Source organism: Achromobacter sp. 413638, assembly GCF_043119405.1.
In the GTDB taxonomy this organism is placed as follows: Bacteria; Pseudomonadota; Gammaproteobacteria; order Burkholderiales; family Burkholderiaceae_B; genus Achromobacter.
In genome coordinates this window covers 24,827-42,665 of sequence record NZ_JBICCO010000014.1, presented here as the reverse complement: position 1 = coordinate 42,665, position 17,839 = coordinate 24,827, and the positions used below count along the sequence as shown (strand labels likewise).

Sequence of the window (17,839 nt, the reverse complement as noted above, 5' to 3'; positions counted from 1 at the left end):
CGACAAGCAGGCGTCGACACCCGGCGCTAAGCTGGCCTCGATCTGTCCACAGGAACGACGAGCATTCATTGCAGTCAATGAGCGGGCCACGCGCGCGAGGCCTGCCTTCCAGGAGACACCGTGAGCAACGATGAGCAGTTTCCCCGAACCGTGTTCTCCCGTCGCCGCTTCATGCAGGCCATGGGCGTCGCCAGCGGCACGCTGATGGCCGGCGGCCTGATGGGCGCGAGGGTCAACGCGGCGGAGGACCGGTCGGACAGTTTCGACTACGTCATCGTCGGCGCCGGATCGGCCGGCTGCGTGCTGGCCAACAGGCTGACCGAGGATCCCGGCGTGAAGGTGTTGCTGATCGAGGCCGGCGGCCCCGACAACTCCGAGAAGATCTCCACGCCGCTGCGCCTGATCGAGCTGTGGAAGAGCCCCTATGACTGGGCTTATGACACCGTGCCGCAGGTGCATGCTCATGACCGCAAGCTGTTCTGGCCGCGCGGCAAGACCCTGGGCGGCAGCAGTTCGCTCAACGGCATGATCTATGTGCGCGGCCATGCCTCGGTCTACGACGCCTGGGAAAGGCAGGGCAACCCCGGCTGGGGCTATCAGTCCGTGCTGCCCTACTTCAAGAAGTCGGAAGACTATGACCGGGGCGCCGATGACTACCATGGGGCCGGCGGCCTCATGCATGTGACGACGCGGTACCAGCCCCATGTCGTGACCCAGGCCATGGTGGATGCCGCCGTGCAGGCCGGCCACCCGCTCAACCGCGACCACAATGGCGCGGACATCCTGGGCGTGGGCTTCAATCACCTCACCATCAAGGACGGCAAGCGCGTCAGCACCGCCGTGGCCTTCCTGCGTCCGGCGCTGGAGCGACCCAACCTGTCGCTGATCACCAATGCGCGCGTGCAGCAGCTGTCGTTCGAGGGCAAGCGCTGCGTCGGCGTGGTCTATGAGCAGGGCAATGGGTTCTATCGCGCTGGCGTGCGGCGCGAAGCCATCCTGTCGGGCGGCGCCATCGAGTCGCCGCGCGTGCTGATGCTGTCCGGCGTGGGGGAGGCGGCGCAATTGCGCCAGCACAATATCAGGGTGGTGCATGACCTGTCCGGCGTGGGCAAGAACCTGCACGATCACATGCTGGTGCCGGTCATCTACGAAGGCAGGCAGGCCATTCCCGCGCCGGACGACCCCGGCCTCACCGTCCTGCACGCGCAGCTGTTCGCCAAGACGGATCCGGCGCTGGACGGACCGGACATGCAGCCCCTGTTCTTCAACGTGCCGTACTACACGCCTGAACAGACAGGTCCCGCCAATGCCTTCACCCTGTGCGCGGCCTGCGTGATGCCGACCAGCCGGGGCCAGCTACGCTTGACCGGCGCCGGCGTGGACGATCGCCTGCTGCTGGATCCCAACGTGTTGGCCACCCAGCATGACGTCGATGTGCTGGTCGCGTCGATCAGGCAGATGCGCCAGATCGCCGCCCAGCCCGCCTTGCAGCCCTGGCGCGGACGCGAAATCTATCCGGGCGAGGACAAGCAGACCGACAGGCAGCTGGCCGATTATGTGCGCAGCGCCGTGGTCTCCTATCATCATCAGGTCGGCACCTGCGCCATGGGCAGGGATCCCGCCGCCGTGGTGGATCATGAACTCAAGGTGCATGGCTTGAAGGGCGTGCGGGTGGTCGACGCTTCGATCATGCCCATGGTCACTTCGGGCAATACCAATGCGCCCGTCATCATGATCGCGGAGAAGGCGGCCGACATGATCAAGGCCGCCGCGCGCGCGGGTTGAGGCCCGCGCGTGGGCACGCTAGTCCAGCAGGTCGGAGTAGTCGCCCGTTTCGTAGTCTTTCAGCAGGGTCCAGGGCGCGGGGGACGGCGCGGCCGCGTCGGTCACCGTGACCTTGCTGACCGAGAGGCCGTGCGGACCCTGGATCTCGATCCGGCGCGCGTACTGCCCCTGGATATCCCAGTCGATGAGGACCTGCGATTCGCCGCGCGCCTGGCGGTAGCGCTGCACGCCTTGGGCCGGCGCGCCGTCGGGCTGCATGCGCTGCAACTGTCTCGGGTCCGCGATGCCATAGGTGGCCGCCCAGGAGCCGTTGTAGCCGACGTTGCCGTAGTTGGCCTCGTCGATGTCCAGCACCTTGTGCTGCTTGCGCAGGACCATGCGCACCTGATCCTTGCCGGCGGCATCGCGCCGCACCCAAAGGGGCGAGCCCGTCGTGTTTGCATGGGAATGGCCGGCATGCGGATCCTGGCCCGCTTGTCCGTCGTCGTGTCCATGTTCCACGCTGGCGCGCAGCGCGGCCGGATAGTCGCGCTCGATCCATACCAGGTCCGCGCGCCGGTACATCAGGTCGGCGTAGCGGGTTTCACGCTGCACGCCGTCGCTGCCGATCGACGACGCATAGCGTTCGATGCGCAGGTTCAGATCGGGCGGGGCGGGCAGCGCGGGCGCCGGGGCGGCCGGGGCCGGTTCGGGCGCATTGTCCGCCGCGCCCGCCGCCGCCGGCAGGCAGGCCAGCAGCAGGCAGGCGAGGCCGCGCCTGACGGTTGCGTTCAAGGGTTTCACAGGCCGGCCGCCTCGCGGACCTTGCCGAACACCTTGGTGTTGTCCATGGTGCCCTTGAAGATCTTCGCGCCAGCGCCGCCCGCGAACAGCATGACGTCGCCGCCGCCGTGGGTTTCCGCGCCGGGCTTGCCCAGGACGACGCCGACTTCCTGAAGGAAGTTGTCGTCAAAGGTATTGACGTTGCTCAGATCGTCGCGCGCGGCGCCGCGCGCCGGCGCGATCCAGGCCTTGTTGCCGTCTTCCGGGTTGGTCTTGCTGTCGGCGTCGGCGTTCGGGCGACCGCCGTTGCCGAACACCAGCGTGGTGTAGGGCTTGCCGTCGGCGGCCAGCGCGGGCTTGCCATCCGCATAGGACTTGACCGTGCCCAGGATGGGGTTGCCGATCTTGGGATAGCCGTTGAACGCGATGGCGTGGTCATGGTCGGCGGTGACCACGATCAGCGTGTTCTTCAGGCCGGGGTCCTTCTTTTCCATGAAATCCAGCGCGGTCTGGATCGCGCTGTCGAAGGCCAGCGTGTCTTCCAGCGCGCGCTTGGCGTTGGTGCCGTGCAGCGCATGGTCGATGCGGCCGCCTTCCACCATCAGGAAGAACCCATTGCTGTTCTTGCTCAGCACGCCCAGCGCCTTGTCCGTCATCTCGGCCAGGCTGGGCTGGTCATAGCCCAGGGCCGGCTTGACGCGGTCCAGTTCATAGGCCATCTCGCTTTGCGAGAACAGGCCCAGCAGCTTGCCGGTGGCCGCGGGATTCAGCGCGCGCAGCGCGGTGCCCGTATCGACGTAGGTATAGCCCCTGGCCTGGAAGGCCGTCACCAGATTGACGCCGTCGGTGCGCTTGCTGGCCGGGTTGAGCGGCTTGGGCAGGTAGTTGCGCTGTCCGCCGCCCAGCAGCACGTCGATGCCGTCGCCAAGCCGGGTGTTGTAGTTCGCATGGCCCGGCGTCGATTGTTCGGCGATGGTGTTGTAGCCGTTGCGGTTGCATACGTGGGCATAGGTGGTGGCCGGCGTGGCGTGGCCGACGCGCGTGGTCGACACGGCGCCGACCGCGCGGCCCTTGGCCTTGGCCAGTTCCAGCAGCGTCTGGGCGGGCGTGCCGTTGGTCGGGGGGCAGGTGCTGTCTTCGCCCGAGACGTATTGCTTGCCCGCGCCGTCCACGGCCACCGTGTCGGCCGACATGGAAATGACCTCGTTGCGCATCTTCACGCCGGTCATGTAGGCGGCCATGGACGGGGCGCTGTCGGTGGTCTGGCCGTCCAGCGAAAAGGTCTTGATGCGGGCGGCGTAAGGCAGCAACTGCATGGAAAGGTTGGCGCGCTCCGGGCTGACCAGCGAGCCGGGCTGGGCGGCAAGCTGCTTCTCGCCCTTGTAGATACGGGCGGCGGTCACGGTGACCGGACCCATGCCGTCTCCCAGGAAGAAGATGACGTTCTTGGCCTCGCCCGCGGCGTGGGCGAGCGGGGCGCCCGCCGCCAGGGGCAGGGCGAGCAGGACGGCGCGGCTGAGGCGTGAAATGCAATGGTTCATGATCGTGTCCTTGGGCGTTTTCGGTTCGAGGCGTGAGGTCGTCTTCATCACAGATTGACTGCCTTGCGGATCAGGCCGAATACGTCGGTATTGGTGATCACGCCCGAGAACTTGTCGGCGTTCAGGCCGATGGCGCCCAGGAACACATCGGCGCCGCCGTGGGTTTCCGAGTCGCTGGCCGGATCCATCGGGATCACGGCTTCCTGCAGGTAGTTCTTGTCTTCCAGCGCGGTGTCGTCGATCGGGCCGCGCGTCGCCAGGCGCTTGGGGCCGTTGCCGAAACCGATGATGGTGTAGGGGTTGCCGTCCACGTCCTTGGTCGGCACGGCCGGACCGACGTAGTTCTTGACCAGGCCCAGCACGCCGGGCTTGCCCGGTTCGGTCTTGCCGGTGCGGGCCGCGTATCCGTTCATCTGCAGCGTATGGTCATGGTCGGCGGTGACGACGATGAGCGTGTTCTTCAGATCCGGATCCACCTTGCGCATCTTGTCCAGCGCGAGCTTGATCGAATCGTCGAAGGCCACGGTGTCCTGCAGCGCGCGGCGCGCGTTGGTGGCGTGCAGCGCGTGGTCGATGCGGCCGCCTTCCACCATCAGGAAGAAGCCCTTGTTCCTGGCGGCCAGCGCGTCGATCGCCTTGCCGGTCATGTCCGCCAGGCTGGGCTCCTTGGCCGGGTCGCGGTCCAGGTCGTAGGCCATGTGGCTCTTGGTGAAGAGGCCGGCGATCTTGCGGCCGTCGGTGGGCAGCGCGTCGAAATCGGCGCGATTCGCGGCGTAGCCGTACCTGGTCTTGATCTCGTCGATGAGATTGCGCTTGTCGTTGCGCTTGCCGCCGTTTTCCTTGGGCAGGAAGTAATCCGTGCCGCCGCCGAAGAATACGTCGATGCCGTCGTTCAGCCTGGCGTTGAAGCCGGCGCCGCCGGGCACCAGCGCCGCGGCAATGGTGTTCTCGGCATCGCGGTGGCAGACGTGCGAGTAGGTGGCGGCGGGCGTCGCGTGCGTGATGCGGGTGGTCGTGACCACGCCGGTGCCGTAGCCCTTGGCCTTCATGATTTCCAGCAGCGTTTCCACCGGCGTGCCGTTGCCGGCCGGGCAGGTGGCGTCATAGCTGGCGTGGTAGGGCTTGCCGTTGGCGTCGGTGGCCTTGGTGTCCGCGCTCATGGAGATGACTTCATTGTTCATCTTCACGCCGGTCATGTAGGCGGCCATGGAGGGCGCGCTGTCCGTCACCTGGGCATCGTTCGAGTACGTATGGACAAACGCCGTTTCCGGCAGCGTGTCGATGGTCAGGTCGCCATCTTCGCCGACCTTGTAGATGCGGGCGGCGGTGAGCGTCGTGATGCCCATGCCGTCTCCCAGGAAGAACAGGATGTTCTTGGGCGCCTGCGCGACAGGCGGCGTTGGCGTGGATGCCTTGTCGTCATCGCTGGAGCATGCCGCGACCAGGGCGGTCGCGGCCAAGGCGGACATCAGTGTCTTGGCGCGGATCATGAAAGGTTCTCCCCTGTAGGCAGCCGCGACTTTGAGGGAAAACTGTTTCAGGTGGATGAAAGACGGGCGCCCGGCGTGAAATATTGGCCGGCGGCCCGGTCCGGCGTTATGAAGCCTGACGCTTCATCGCGTCTTCCCATGCGATATCGGGTTTCCGGCGCGTGGCGGGCGCGCAGGCTGTCTGGACCGTCATCATGTCCGTCGGGAAGGCGGCCGATATGATCAAGGCCGCTGGGCGCGCGGGTTGAGTCCCGGGGGCTCCGCGCCCCGCGTCACCGCGGCCCACAGCATGTCGAATCCCGCCATCTTGTAGGCCTCGGCGTGTTGTGGCCGGGTCATGGCCAGGCGCACTGTCGTATCGGCGATGGCTTTCTCCGTCGCGTCGGAAAGCGCCAATGCTTCCCGGTCCGTCAGGCCGGCAAAGCGTCGCCGGCAGGCCTGGAGGTCCGGGAAGGCATACAGCGTTTCCACTCTGCGCAACTGCCCGGCCGACAGGCGGTCCGACGCCAGCAATTGATTCATCGTGGAATACGCATCGGGATTGGCCGCGCCCCAATCGATATAGCGGTTCCAGAGGAATTGCGCGGTCTGCCGCGACGACACGCCGGCGGCGGGCGCGCCAAGGCCCGCCTCCAGGTCCTGGAGCAGATGCTCGAAGACCGCGGACAGCAGGACGTCCTTGGTCGGAAAATAAAGGAACAGCGTTCCTTCCGCGACGCCGGCGAGTCGGGCGATCATCATGGTGGACGCGCGCAGTCCTCGCGTCGCGATGATCTTGACGGCCGAGCGTAGCAAGGCCATTTCCTTGTCTTTGCTTCTGGGACGGGCCATGGTCAATGAAAGGCGTTGGGCGCGATGAAAGCCACCCCGCATCCAGGCCCGTCTGCGGCCAGAAGAGCCGTGGCGATGCGGCCGGGTTCGTGCAATGAGGCGGATGCGCGGTGGGAGGTGGTGAGATTCTATTTGGATTCTTATAATTTACACAAGATTTATTTGATTCTAAATAGATTCATTTTCCCGGCGCTGGAGCTTGGCGTTCCCACCCTGGCTTTTCCCGATCGCTTCGGCGGGCCTTGAGCGTCGCAGCCCGTTTGACGACCATGCGGGCGATCCATTGCGCGTATTCATGCGCAAGCGCGTCGCTCGGGCGGGCCCGCATCGTCGCCAGGGCGTGGCCGCGATGGCGAGGCGGCCGAGCGGGTCACGCGATGATGGGCACCTGCGGGGCCGCGCTCCTGGGCAGGTGACCGGTCAGGCGCGGATCGACCTGAACCTCCACCCGCATCGCGCAGGGCCTGAAGCCCGCCCGCATGTACAAACCCAGGGCCGAGGGATGGTCATAGGTGCAGGTATGCAGCCACATGCGCGTGATGGGACGCGCCCAGGCCAGCGTCACGGCCCGGCTCATCAGCGCGCGGCCCAGGCCCTTGCCCGTGCATTCCGCCGCCAGCCCGAGGAAGGTCAGTTCGCACTGGCCCGCCACGCGAAAGTCCAGCTCCAGCATGCCCACGTCCTTCCCGGCGCTGCGGACGATGCGGACGTCGACATTGGGATCGCCAAGCGTGGCGGCCAGCTCCTCGTCGCTCATGAACAGCCGCGAGAACCACAGCCAGTCCGCGCCGATTTGCCGGAACAGGGCCCGGTAGGCATCCAGACCGAGGCAGGACGCCGGGGTCAGCGTGACGCCGTCGGGCAGGGGGACGTCCGCCGTGGCCGGCCTGGACAGCATTTCCAGATCGGTCACGACACTGGCGATATGGCCACGGGGCACGTCGCTGTAGCCGATGGCAACGGAGGGAGGCATGGGAATGTTCCGTGATGGGATGACGCCGGAATCTTGCCGCAGGCGTCGCGCGTTGTCTTGAACGCCATTTCACCCTTTGCGCCACAGGCTGGGCGGGACGCCGAAGCATGCGCGGAATCTGCGCGTCAGGTGGGATTGGTCCGCAAAGCCCAGATCGGCGGCCACGGCGGCGATGCGTTCTCCCCGGGCGATGCGCTCGCGCGCCAGGACCACGCGCCGGTTCCAGGCCCATGCCAGCGGCGGCATCCGATAGACCCTTGCAAACGCCCGCACCAGTTGCACCGGCGTCATTTCCGCTTCTTCGGACAGCTCCGCCAGCGACGGCAAGGCGAGATCGTCGCGCAGGCGCTCGGCCACTCGGAAGATGGCTGGGGGGATGAGCCCGGTGTCCTCGGGCTGGGGCGAACCCGCGATTTTCAGCAGCGCGTCCAGGATCGCCGTCAGGCCTTCCTGGGCCACGCTGTCAGGCGTGTCGCGATCCAGCGCGGACGCGATGGCCCGGAGCATCCCGGATGCGACCGCGGGCGCGCGCAACAGGGGCTTGTCGAAGACGGTTTCCCGGCTGACGCCGCACTGCTCGGACAGGATGGCCGGATCGACATGCATGCTCGCGAACTGCCAGGGCTGGCTGACGACGCTGGAGCTTTGAACCTGGGCCGGGTTGTAGAGCGTCACGTCGCCCGAGGCGGCATCGAAATTCCGTCCGTCCAGCCGGATCCGCTCCAGTCCCTGCACATTCACGCTGAGCACGAACTCATCGTGAAAGTGCGGCGCGAAGCCGCGCGCGTCATCGATGATGCGCACAACCTCGATGCCTTTGAATTGGCGGCGGGCGAAGAATCCCATGGGCGCAATGGTAGCTCAGGCGGCAGGCCGCCACGGCGTGGGAACCGCTGGCGCAGGCGCACTGCTGCGCCGGAAAGCGGTGATGTCGCTTGCACTCAGGGTTTATCCCCACAAGATCCCACTTGCGGAAAATCAATGCTCTATAGGACACTTTGTGTCATTAGGCGGCGCGATGGCGCGCACGCCGCGGCGCGGACGCACCGCGCAAGCAAGGGGAAGAGCATGAAACGTTGGACCATGAGCGCCATGCTGGCGCTGACGGCAGCCTGGGGCGTCGCGGCGCAGGCCGCCTATCCGGACCGCCCCGTGCGGCTGGTGGTGCCGTTCGGCGCGGGAGGCATCACGGACATCGTGGCGCGCCAGGTCGGCAAGGGCCTGGGCGACGCGCTGGGCCAGCCGGTCGTGGTCGAGAACCGGCCCGGCGCGGGCGGGGTGATCGCGGCGCAACTGGCGGCCAGCGCGCCGGCGGACGGCTACACGATCTTCATGGGCACGGTGGGCACGCAGGTGGTCAACCCGCTGATCTACCGCAAGCTGGCCTATGACGCGGACAGCTATGTGCCGCTCGGCCTGGTGTCGGGATCGCCGTACCTGCTGGCGGTGCGGGCGAGCCTGCCGACCCAGGATTTCGCGCAGTTCGCGGCCTATGCCAAGGCCAACCCGGCCAAGCTCAATTTCGGGTCGGCCGGGCAGGCAAGCTCGCCGCATCTGGGGTTGGAGCTGCTGAAGATGACGGCGGGCCTGGACATCGTGCATGTCCCGTTCAAGAGCGGCAGCGAGGCGGTGAACGCGGCCATCGGCGGGCAGGTGGACGTGGTGATGGATGCCAGTCCGGTCATCATGCCGCACGTCGCGGCGGGCAAGCTGCGCGCGCTGGCGGTGGCCAGCGACCGGCCGCTGCCCTCGGCGCCGGGCGTGCCGTCCAGCGCGCAGGCGGGCGACGCGGGCCTGCAGATCAGCTCATGGAACGCGTTCTTCGCGCCAGCGGGCACGCCGCCGGAGGTGGCGCAGAAGCTGAACGCCGCGCTGCGCCAGACGCTGGCCTCGCCCGAGCTGCAGCAGAAGCTGGCGGCGCAGGGCACGCAGCTCTATAGCGGCGCGCCCGAGGAATACCAGCGTTTCATCGCGGCCGAGAAGGCAAAGTGGGCCGAGATCGTCAAGCGCGCCGACATCAAGATAGAGTAAATGTCCCCCCCCGAGCGCTGGCGCGCTCCCCCCAGGGGGCGCTGCTGCGGACCGGCGGAGCCGGATCCGCGCAGCCCCGCTTGAGGAGGACTGCTTCATGCCGATATCTACTTCTTGCCGATATCTGCTTTCTGCGTCGTTGGTGGCGCGCCATGTTTTCTGGACAACTGAAATGAACATGCCTGTACATCCGCTCGCGGGGCAGCCGCTGGAGCTGGCCGACACGCTGCGCTCGGGCAATGCCTGGAAGATCCGGCTGGCCTGCGGCTACATGGGGCTGGCGCTGCGTCGCCGGACCTTCGATATCGTGCAGGGCGATCTGGAGACCGAGGCCTTTGCCGCCATCAATCCGTGGCGCCAGGTGCCGGCGCTGCTGACGCCCGAGGGGCTGTGGCTGGCCGAGTCGCAGGCGATTCTGTGGTACTTGGGGCAGGGCACGCGCTGGCTGCCCGATGAGCGGCTGGCGCAGGCGCGGGTGAGCAGTTGGTTGAGTTTCGAGCAGACGCAGCACATGCATGCTTTTGCCCAGCCGCGCCTGCTGATCCATCTGCGCGGCACGGCCCGGGTGGATGATCCGGCCATGCGGGAATGGCGGCGCCAGGGCATGAAGGCGGCGGCGCTGATGGATGCGCACCTGGCGGGGCGCGAGTTCCTGGTCGGCGACGCGCCGACCATCGCGGACATCGCGCTGTATCCCTATACGAGCATGGCGCACGAGGGCGGCTACGACCTGTCGGCCCTGCGCCATGTCCATGCCTGGCTGGCCCGCATGCGGGCCTTGCCGGGTTTTACGCCGTTGCTGGAAACGGCTTGAAGGAGCATAGAAATGGCCGACACCATGCACTTGTCGAAAGAGGAATTGATCGCGCGCGCGCAGGCCGACATGGAGCGCAAGCTCGACGCGCCGGAATGGACGCTGCGCCAGAAGCTGGCGCTGACCTGCCGCATCCTGTTCGACGGCGGGCATGATTCCGGGCTGGCCGGGCAGATCACGGCGCGCGCGCCCGAGGCCGGGCGCTACTACACGCAGCGGCTGGGACTGGGCTTTGACGAGATCACGGCGGATAACCTGCTGGTGGTGGACGAGGATCTGCGGGTGCAGGAGGGCGGCGGCATGCCGAACCCCGCCAACCGCTTCCACTCCTGGATCTACCGCGCGCGGCCGGACGTGAACTGCATCATCCACACGCATCCGCTGCACGCCGCGTCCTTGTCGATGCTGGAGGTGCCGCTGGAAATCTCGCACATGGACAACTGTCCGCTGTACGGCGACGTGGCCTTCCTGAAGGACTGGCCCGGCGTGCCGGTCGGCAATGAGGAAGGCGAGATCATCTCGGCGGCGCTGGGCGACAAGCGCGCCATCCTGCTGTCGCACCACGGCATGCTGGTGGCGGCCGGCTCGGTCGAGGAAGCCTGCGTGCTGGCGCTGCAGTTCGAGCGCGCCGCGCGCATGCAGCTGCTGGCGATGGCGGCCGGCAAGATCCAGCCGATCCCGCCGGCGCTGGGGCGCGAGGCGCACGACTGGATCCTGACGCCGCGCCGCTCGCAGGCGGGTTTCGCCTACTACGCGCGGCGGGCGCTCAGGACGCATCGCGACGTGTTGGGCTGAGGCTGGCCGCGCTCCAGGGCGGCGGCGCGTGCGTCAGTCCGCCCGGCAGCGCTTGGGGCCGGCGTCGGCCGCTGGTCCGCTCGGGGCGGGGCCGCTCGACGGACAGGCGCGTTTAGGGCATGCTTATCTGTTGTTTTCCGCTCCACGCCTGCCCATGATCGACCTGCCTCACCGATTGCGGACCCTGCGCCGCCAGCAAGCCCTGTCCCTGGAGCAGCTGGCGCAACGCACGGGCCTGACCAAGAGCTATCTTTCCAAGCTGGAAAGAGGGCTGAGCGAGCCGTCGATTTCCACCGTGCTGCGCCTGGCCGAAGCCTACGGCGTGGGCGTGTCGCAGCTGGTCGGCTCCGACCAGAACGCGCAGGACGAACTCGTCAGCCTGGTGCGCGTGGCCGATCGCGAGGCCTTGCAGCGCGGCGGGCTGGGCGCGGAATACCGCTATGAATCGCTGGCCGGTCGCCGCAAGGTCAAGGCCATGGAACCCTTCGTGGTGCACCCGCCGCGCGAATTCCCCGACGCGACGGCGGTGTTCCCGCATCCGGGCGAGGAATTCCTGCTGGTGCTCAAGGGCGCCATCGAGGTCCAGGTGGGCGAGCGCCAGTTCCGGCTCGACGCCGGCGATTCGCTGTACTTCGATTCCGAACTGCCACACCGCATGCGTACCGTGGGACGGACGCAGGCCGAGGTGCTGGTGGTGGCTGCCCACTGAGGTCGCGCGATTCCACTGTCTATTCCTGGTGCCCTCGGCGGCATTGCGCCCCGCCGGCCCCCCCATCTGGAGATCCGCTTTGAAACATGACCAATCGCGGCTGGTCCGCATCGATCCCGGCCCCCTGAAGCATCCCGTGCCGGGCAAGCCCCGGCGTCCCATTTCCGGCGACGCCGCGTTCCGCACCGAAACGGCCTTCGAAGGGCTGGCCGGCAAGGCCGAGGCCGGCGTCTGGGAAAGCACGGCCGGCAGCTTCCAGGCCAACACCACCGGCTATGTCGAGTTCGGCCATATCGTCGAGGGCGCGGCGCGCCTGGTGGATCCGGACGGCACCGTCCACGAGCTGGTGCCAGGCTCGAGCTTTGTCATGCCCGAAGGCTATACCGGCCGCTGGGAAGTCGATCAGTTCGTCAAGAAGATCTATTTCATCTCGCGCCAGGGCTGAGCGCTGCCGGCGCGCGCCTCAGGGCTAGGGCCGCTGCGGGTAGGCCGAGGTGCCGAAGGTATTGCCCATGCGGTTGCCGATGGTGGCCGGCGTGGGCAGGCCCATCTGGTTGGGCGGGCGGTGGGTGATGGCCTCGGACTCCAGCGTGGGCGGCGGCTTGGGCGCGGCGTCCGGCGCCATCCTCTGGTTCAGGCATTCATAGGACAGGGCGTGGTAGCCGTTGACCTCGGTGTCGATGCAGGCCGTGGCCGCCTTGCCGGTCTTGGTGTCGGGCGTCGTCGCGCCGGACGTTGCCGCGCCGGATGGCTGGCCCTGCGTTTCGGCGGCCATCGAGGAGGCGGCGGCCAGGGCCGCCGCCAGGAACAGGGTGTGCAGGCGCATGCGCGCTCCTTGTTTTCTTGTGTGCCGGCGGGCCGGCTCGGGCGCCAGCGGGGTCTCGCGCGAGGCCGCCGGGCGCATCAATCTAGTATAGGGACAGGCTCGCGCCCATAGGTGACGGGTATAAGACGCGCCGTGCGTCCCCTGCATGCCCGCGCGCCACAGACGCTTCATCTCCCATCTCCTGCATGGCGCCCGCTCACGCGGGCGGGGCGTCAAGACTGCGCGCTGCCCATGACATGGCGGCGCTCGCCCTGATCCGCATTCCATTCCCTGTCCGTCATGCGGGCGTCATATAGGCAAGGCCAAAAAACAGCGCTGGGCCCGGAAATTTCCGGGCCCTTTTTTTGTTTCGGGTGCGCTTCCCAGGGGCGCCGGCGCTGTTACGTGAAATTTTTCTTACAACGCGCAGTCCCGGGCTCGCCAGTACGTCTAGTAACAAGCAGAAGCTGCGGACGAGGACATGCGGGCAGAAATCCGTCACGAGATTGTCAAGCGCACTGCACGGTAGCGGCCGGCCACTGACCGGTTTTCATAAAAGGAACTGAGTGCATCGCTATGCATGATTTCGAGAGTAAGGGCAGCGCCTTGCGCGCAGCGGGAGCGATCGTCCTGACGCTGGCGGCCGGCGCCGCCTGGGCGCAGGCCGCCGCGCCCGCCGATGCCGCCGCCGCGGCAGCCGACCAGCGCCGCGTCAACGTCAACGAGTACATCGTGCGCGGCAACACCGTGCTGGAGGCGCGCGATATCGAGAAGGCGGTCTATCCGTACCTGGGGCCGGACCGCACGCTGTCCGACATCGAGGCCGCGCGCGAGGCCCTGCAGACCATCTACCAGGAGCGCGGCTATCAGTCGGTGTACGTGGACCTGCCCGAGCAGCAGGTGGCCGACGGCATCGTCTTCCTGCAGGTATCGGAAACCAAGGTGGGCCGCGTGCGCGTGGTCGGCGCCAAGCACTATTCGCCGCTGACCATCCGCGACGAAGTGCCCGCGCTGCAGGAAGGCGAGGTGCCGAACTTCAACAAGGCCCAGGCCGAGCTGACCAATCTGAACCGGGGCGCCTCGCGCCAGGTGGTGCCGCTGGTCAAGGAAGGCCGCATGCCGGGCACCATGGACGTGGACCTGAAGGTCGAGGACAAGAGCCCCTGGCACGCCAGCGTGGGCCTGAACAACGACTACAGCGCCGACACCAAGAAGCTGCGCAGCACCGCCTCGATCGGCTACGACAACCTGTGGCAGCTGGGCCATTCCGTCAGCCTGACCTTCTTCACCGCGCCGCAGCAGACCGACAACGCCAAGGTCTGGTCCGGCTCGTACTCGATGCCTTTGTCCAACCGCTGGAGCCTGCAGTTCTCCGGCTACAAGAGCGACAGCAACGTGGCCACCATCGGCGGCACCAACGTGCTGGGCAAGGGCCACTCGTTCGGCGTCAGCGCGACCTACAGCATGGAGCCGCAGGGCGAGTGGTACAACTCGCTGACGATGGGCATCGACTACAAGAAGTTCGATGAAACCACGCGCTTCGGCAACAACGAAGAACTCATCCCACTGAAGTACCTGCCGTTCACGTTCTCGTACAACGGCTACCGCTATTCCGAGTCCTCGCAGAGCAGCGTGGGCCTGTCGATCGTCGGCGCCACGCGCTCGTCCTTCGGCATCGGCAGCGGCTGGAAGGAATTCGACGATAAACGCTATCGCGCCAGCCCCAGCTTCGCGCTGCTGCGCGGCGACGGCACCCACACGCACAACCTGCTCGGCGACTGGCAGCTGGGCCTGCGCGGCGCCTTCCAGATTTCGTCCGGCGCCCTGGTGTCCAACGAGCAGTTCTCCGCCGGCGGCGCCACCAGCGTGCGCGGCTACCTGGCCGCCGAGCGCACCGGCGATGACGGCTTGCTCGGCTCGGTCGAGTGGCGCACGCCGTCGCTGGCCCGCTGGCTGGGCCCCAACGTCAACGAGTGGCGCTTCTACGCCTTCGCCGACGCCGCCACCCTGCGCCTGCGCGAAACGCTGCCGGAGCAGGACGCCAGCTACTCGCTGGCCAGCGTGGGCCTGGGCACCCGCATGCAGGTGCTGGACTGGCTGAGCGGCTCGCTGGACTGGGGCTACCCGCTCAAGGACGGTCCCAACACCCGCAAACACGATCCCCGCCTGAACTTCAACTTGCGCGCCAGCTTCTGAGCGCGCACGCAACCGCATTCCTCCCGGAGTCCTGACCATGCAACGTTTACTGATGTTCCTACTGACCGTGCTGGCCGGCCTAGCGCCGGCGGCCGCCAACGCCTGGTGGCAGGCCGACTGGCAATACCGCAAGCAGATCACCGTGGACACCACGCCGCAAGGCGCGCCGCTGGGCGGCTCCGCCGGCCGTTCGCCGCTGCTGGTGCGCCTGCACACCGGCAACTTCACCTTCGACGGCATCAGCGAGAAGGGCGCCGACATCCGTTTCGTCGCGGCCGATGATCAGACCGTGCTGAACCATCAGCTCGAAGCCTTCGATCCGCTGCTGGGCATCGCCCTGATCTGGGTGGACGTGCCCGAGCTGGCCGACGGCCAGCGCCAGGACATCTGGATGTACTACGGCAACCAGAAGGCCCCGGCCTCGGCCAATGGCCAGCTGACCTTCGACCCGAACTACACGCTGGTCTACCACTTCGACGGCGCCGCCGGCGCGCCGCCGCGCGACACCACCGCCTACAGCAACCACGCCCAGACCCCGACCACCGCCGCGGTGGACGGCGTGATCGGCCGCGCCGCGCAGTTCGCTGGCGGCGCGCCGCTGATGCTGCCCGCGAGCCCCTCGCTGGCCATCCCGGCCGCCGGTTCCTTCACGTTCAGCGCCTGGGTGCGCGCCGACCAACCCGCAGGCGAACAGCTGATCTATGCCCGCCGCGACGCCGGCAATTCGCTGCTGGTCGGTATCAATCAAGGCGTGCCCTTCGTCGAGGTCAACGGCCAGCGCAGCCAGCCCGGCCAGCCCCTGGCCCCGGCAGCCTGGCAGCACGTGGCCGTGACGGCCGACGGCAGCAAGGTCAACCTGTACGTCAATGGCCGCGTCTCGTCGTCGCTGGCCGCCAGCCTGCCGCCGCTGAACACCGTCGCCGCCCTGGGCGGTGACGTGCCGGCTCCGGCCGCCGCCCCGGCTGCCCCCGCCGCGCCCGCCGCCGACGGTCAGGCGCCGGCCGAAGCCGCGCCCGCCCGTCCGGTCTATGCGCCGTTCGTGGGCGCCATCGACGAAGTGCGCCTGTCCAAGATCGCCCGCCCCGCCGCGCTGATCCTGGCCGACGCCACCGCGCAGGGCGCCGAATCGCGCCTGGTGGCCTATGGCACCGACGAAGAGCAGTCCGGCTTCGGTTTCGGCGGCCTGGGCTTCCTGCTCAAGGCCGTGCCGATCGACGCCTGGGTCATCATCGCCATCCTGGTCGTGATGATGGTGCAGTCCTGGTTCATCATGATTCGCAAGAGCCGCAACGTGGCCCGCGTGGCCCGTGCCAACGACGCCTTCCGCGAATCGTTCGCCAAGGTCGGCAAGCGCCTGGAACTGCTGGCCGACGACGCCAACCTGGCGCGCTCGCTGGAGCATGCCTCGCTGTGGCGCCTGTACCGCGTGGCGGTCAATGAAATCCGCACCCGCCGCGAGCAGGGCGCCGACACCAGCTCGATCTCGGCCGCCACCATCGAAGCCATCCGCGCCTCGATGGACGCCGTGCGCACCAAGGAAAACCAGGTGCTGGGCGCCAAGCTTGGCTCGCTGTCCAACGCCATCGCCGGCGGCCCGTACATCGGCCTGCTGGGCACGGTGCTGGGCATCATGGTGGTGTTCCTGGGCACGGCCATGGCCGGCGACGTGAACATCAACGCCATCGCGCCCGGCATGGCCGCCGCGCTGCTGGCCACCGCCATGGGCCTGTTCGTCGCCATCCCGGCCCTGTTTGGCTACAACCGCCTGGTCTCGCGCAACAAGGAAGTCAGCGCCGATATGCGCGTGTTCGTCGACGAGTTCGTCACGCGCCTGGCCGAAGTGCATGGCGAGACGCAGGAGCAGGAAGCCGCCCACCATCCCGCGCCGCGCGCTGCCGGCCGCCCCGCGGTCCGCGACGCGCAGCCCGCCGCCGCCGAAGCATAAGGAGATCCCATGGCTTCCGTATCCGCCGCCCAGGATGATGACGACGACGCGCCCGTCGACGGCATCAACATCACGCCGCTGGTCGACGTGCTGATGGTGGTGCTGGTCATGTTCATCCTGACCGCCACCGCGCAGATCGCCGGCATCAAGGTCAACCTGCCCAAGGCCAGCTCTTCGATGGCCCTGTCGCAGCCCAAGACCAAGGCGATCTCCGTCAACGATGCCGGCCAGGTCTTCCTGGACGCCTATCCCGTCACCCTGCCCGAGCTGGAGGACAGGCTGCGCACCGAGAAAGCGCTCAATCCCGACTTCCCGGTCATCGTGCGCGGCGACGCCGCCGTGCAGTACCAGAAGGTCGTGGAAGTGCTGGATCTGCTGCGCCGCCTGGAACTCGCCCAGGTCGGCCTGGTCACCGGCAAGCCGCAATAGGGGCCGAGGCAAACGTCATGTCGTTTCCTGAATCCGATTCCCCGCGCGCGCGGCGTCCGGCGCTGCGCTGGCTGAAGCTGGCGGCGGTGGCCGTGGCGCTGGCCGCCGCGGCCTATCTGCTGTGGCGCTGGGCCAATGACATGTCCGGCGTGCGGCGCGAGCCGCCGAAGGTGTCGGCCATCATTCCGCTGCCGCCGCCTCCTCCGCCGCCGCCCGAGCCCGAGAAACCGCCGGAGCCCGAGCAGCCCAAGGAAGAGCAGCAGCCCGTGCCCGAGCCTGAGCCCGTGCCCACGCCCGAGCCGCCCAAGCCGCAGGACGAGGCGCCGCCTCGGCCGGCCGACGACCTCGCCAACCCGATGCAGATCGATGGCGACGCGCAGGCCGGCAACGACGCCTTCAACATCGGCGCCGGCCAGGGCAAGGGCATGTCGGGCGGCGGCGGCGGCCGCGCCGGCAACGCCACGTACAGCCAGTACCTCGCCTACGCGCTGCAGAAGATCCTGCGCGAGGACGAGCGCACCCGCAACCTGACCTTCCGCCTGCAGGCCAACATCTGGCTGACGGCGAGCGGGCAGGTCACGCGCGTCGAGCTCACCAAGTCCAGCGGCGATGCGGACGTCGACGCCCGCGTGGTGGCGGCCTTGCGCGCGGTGCCTGCGCTGGACGAACGTCCGCCGGCCTCGGTCAGCATGCCCATCCGCGCCTCGCTGACCGGCCGCCGTCCCTCCTGAAA

17 protein-coding genes are annotated in these 17,839 nt (G+C 67.8%); 10 read left to right on the top strand and 7 right to left on the bottom strand.

Annotated elements, in window-relative coordinates; translation table 11 throughout:
- Positions 1 to 120: 120 nt before the first annotated feature.
- On the top strand, positions 121 to 1,785 hold the full coding sequence (locus tag ACEU5R_RS08285) for a GMC family oxidoreductase (protein ID WP_392409793.1): 1,665 nt from the start codon (positions 121 to 123) through the stop codon (positions 1,783 to 1,785).
- Positions 1,786 to 1,803: 18 nt separating this feature from the next.
- Here the strand turns inward: ACEU5R_RS08285 and ACEU5R_RS08280 are convergent, their stop codons facing one another.
- The 6 genes from ACEU5R_RS08280 to ACEU5R_RS08255 form a co-directional block, all read right to left on the bottom strand.
- Entirely contained in the window at positions 1,804 to 2,559 is a 756-nt protein-coding gene (locus tag ACEU5R_RS08280; protein WP_392409792.1) for a hypothetical protein, read from the bottom strand.
- Positions 2,560 to 2,564: 5 nt separating this feature from the next.
- The gene (locus ACEU5R_RS08275; protein WP_103276600.1) at positions 2,565 to 4,088 is read right to left on the bottom strand and encodes an alkaline phosphatase; all 1,524 of its coding nucleotides are present in this window, start codon (positions 4,086 to 4,088) and stop codon (positions 2,565 to 2,567) included.
- A gap of 47 nt (positions 4,089 to 4,135) precedes the next feature.
- Positions 4,136 to 5,578 (bottom strand): alkaline phosphatase, encoded by a 1,443-nt coding sequence (locus tag ACEU5R_RS08270; RefSeq protein WP_392409791.1) that lies wholly within the window; start codon positions 5,576 to 5,578, stop codon positions 4,136 to 4,138.
- Positions 5,579 to 5,800: 222 nt separating this feature from the next.
- Positions 5,801 to 6,409 (bottom strand): TetR/AcrR family transcriptional regulator, encoded by a 609-nt coding sequence (locus tag ACEU5R_RS08265; protein WP_392409789.1) that lies wholly within the window; start codon positions 6,407 to 6,409, stop codon positions 5,801 to 5,803.
- Between the two features lie 370 nt (positions 6,410 to 6,779).
- Positions 6,780 to 7,382 (bottom strand): N-acetyltransferase, encoded by a 603-nt coding sequence (locus ACEU5R_RS08260; RefSeq protein WP_103275608.1) that lies wholly within the window; start codon positions 7,380 to 7,382, stop codon positions 6,780 to 6,782.
- A gap of 69 nt (positions 7,383 to 7,451) precedes the next feature.
- A complete protein-coding gene (locus ACEU5R_RS08255) occupies positions 7,452 to 8,228 on the bottom strand; it encodes an AraC family transcriptional regulator (protein WP_392409788.1) in 777 nt (258 codons plus the stop codon).
- A gap of 222 nt (positions 8,229 to 8,450) precedes the next feature.
- Here ACEU5R_RS08255 and ACEU5R_RS08250 point away from each other — a divergent pair, with 222 nt between their 5' ends.
- From ACEU5R_RS08250 to ACEU5R_RS08230, 5 genes are all read left to right on the top strand, one after another.
- Positions 8,451 to 9,413 carry a tripartite tricarboxylate transporter substrate binding protein gene (locus tag ACEU5R_RS08250; protein WP_103275606.1) on the top strand — a complete coding sequence of 321 codons (963 nt, stop codon included), beginning with the start codon at positions 8,451 to 8,453 and terminating at the stop codon, positions 9,411 to 9,413.
- A gap of 178 nt (positions 9,414 to 9,591) precedes the next feature.
- Complete coding sequence (locus ACEU5R_RS08245; protein WP_392409833.1) at positions 9,592 to 10,227, top strand: glutathione S-transferase family protein; 636 nt, start codon at positions 9,592 to 9,594, stop codon at positions 10,225 to 10,227.
- A gap of 12 nt (positions 10,228 to 10,239) precedes the next feature.
- Entirely contained in the window at positions 10,240 to 11,022 is a 783-nt protein-coding gene (locus ACEU5R_RS08240; RefSeq protein ID WP_392409787.1) for an aldolase, read from the top strand.
- 154 nt (positions 11,023 to 11,176) lie between these two features.
- Positions 11,177 to 11,731 (top strand): helix-turn-helix domain-containing protein, encoded by a 555-nt coding sequence (locus ACEU5R_RS08235; RefSeq protein WP_392409786.1) that lies wholly within the window; start codon positions 11,177 to 11,179, stop codon positions 11,729 to 11,731.
- 79 nt (positions 11,732 to 11,810) lie between these two features.
- Positions 11,811 to 12,176 carry a cupin domain-containing protein gene (locus tag ACEU5R_RS08230; protein WP_103275602.1) on the top strand — a complete coding sequence of 122 codons (366 nt, stop codon included), beginning with the start codon at positions 11,811 to 11,813 and terminating at the stop codon, positions 12,174 to 12,176.
- A gap of 24 nt (positions 12,177 to 12,200) precedes the next feature.
- Here ACEU5R_RS08230 and ACEU5R_RS08225 read toward each other — a convergent pair whose 3' ends face one another.
- Entirely contained in the window at positions 12,201 to 12,557 is a 357-nt protein-coding gene (locus tag ACEU5R_RS08225) for a hypothetical protein (RefSeq protein ID WP_392409785.1), read from the bottom strand.
- Between the two features lie 555 nt (positions 12,558 to 13,112).
- On the opposite strand from ACEU5R_RS08225, the gene ACEU5R_RS08220 reads away from it, so the two are divergent.
- From ACEU5R_RS08220 to ACEU5R_RS08205, 4 genes are read left to right on the top strand one after another with little or no spacing between them, the layout of a single operon-like run.
- Positions 13,113 to 14,732: a ShlB/FhaC/HecB family hemolysin secretion/activation protein gene (locus ACEU5R_RS08220; RefSeq protein ID WP_103275598.1), complete on the top strand. Its 1,620-nt coding sequence runs from the start codon at positions 13,113 to 13,115 to the stop codon at positions 14,730 to 14,732.
- 37 nt (positions 14,733 to 14,769) lie between these two features.
- Positions 14,770 to 16,677, top strand: coding sequence for a DUF2341 domain-containing protein (locus ACEU5R_RS08215; protein WP_392409784.1), 1,908 nt, complete (start codon positions 14,770 to 14,772; stop codon positions 16,675 to 16,677).
- Positions 16,678 to 16,686: 9 nt separating this feature from the next.
- Positions 16,687 to 17,106 (top strand): biopolymer transporter ExbD, encoded by a 420-nt coding sequence (locus ACEU5R_RS08210; protein WP_103275596.1) that lies wholly within the window; start codon positions 16,687 to 16,689, stop codon positions 17,104 to 17,106.
- Between the two features lie 17 nt (positions 17,107 to 17,123).
- The gene (locus ACEU5R_RS08205) at positions 17,124 to 17,837 is read left to right on the top strand and encodes an energy transducer TonB (protein WP_103275595.1); all 714 of its coding nucleotides are present in this window, start codon (positions 17,124 to 17,126) and stop codon (positions 17,835 to 17,837) included.
- Positions 17,838 to 17,839: the final 2 nt, after the last annotated feature.

Excerpts from the sequence above, each read along its gene's own strand:
- ACEU5R_RS08275 (WP_103276600.1), bottom strand. The coding sequence starts at position 4,088 with ATGAACCATTGCATTTCACGCCTCAGCCGCGCCGTCCTGCTCGCCCTG.
- ACEU5R_RS08270 (WP_392409791.1), bottom strand. The coding sequence starts at position 5,578 with ATGATCCGCGCCAAGACACTGATGTCCGCCTTGGCCGCGACCGCCCTG.
- ACEU5R_RS08265 (WP_392409789.1), bottom strand. The coding sequence starts at position 6,409 with ATGGCCCGTCCCAGAAGCAAAGACAAGGAAATGGCCTTGCTACGCTCG.
- ACEU5R_RS08260 (WP_103275608.1), bottom strand. The coding sequence starts at position 7,382 with ATGCCTCCCTCCGTTGCCATCGGCTACAGCGACGTGCCCCGTGGCCAT.
- ACEU5R_RS08255 (WP_392409788.1), bottom strand. The coding sequence starts at position 8,228 with ATGGGATTCTTCGCCCGCCGCCAATTCAAAGGCATCGAGGTTGTGCGC.
- ACEU5R_RS08250 (WP_103275606.1), top strand. The coding sequence starts at position 8,451 with ATGAAACGTTGGACCATGAGCGCCATGCTGGCGCTGACGGCAGCCTGG.
- ACEU5R_RS08245 (WP_392409833.1), top strand. The coding sequence starts at position 9,592 with ATGCCTGTACATCCGCTCGCGGGGCAGCCGCTGGAGCTGGCCGACACG.
- ACEU5R_RS08240 (WP_392409787.1), top strand. The coding sequence starts at position 10,240 with ATGGCCGACACCATGCACTTGTCGAAAGAGGAATTGATCGCGCGCGCG.
- ACEU5R_RS08235 (WP_392409786.1), top strand. The coding sequence starts at position 11,177 with ATGATCGACCTGCCTCACCGATTGCGGACCCTGCGCCGCCAGCAAGCC.
- ACEU5R_RS08225 (WP_392409785.1), bottom strand. The coding sequence starts at position 12,557 with ATGCGCCTGCACACCCTGTTCCTGGCGGCGGCCCTGGCCGCCGCCTCC.
- ACEU5R_RS08220 (WP_103275598.1), top strand. The coding sequence starts at position 13,113 with ATGCATGATTTCGAGAGTAAGGGCAGCGCCTTGCGCGCAGCGGGAGCG.
- ACEU5R_RS08215 (WP_392409784.1), top strand. The coding sequence starts at position 14,770 with ATGCAACGTTTACTGATGTTCCTACTGACCGTGCTGGCCGGCCTAGCG.
- ACEU5R_RS08210 (WP_103275596.1), top strand. The coding sequence starts at position 16,687 with ATGGCTTCCGTATCCGCCGCCCAGGATGATGACGACGACGCGCCCGTC.
- ACEU5R_RS08205 (WP_103275595.1), top strand. The coding sequence starts at position 17,124 with ATGTCGTTTCCTGAATCCGATTCCCCGCGCGCGCGGCGTCCGGCGCTG.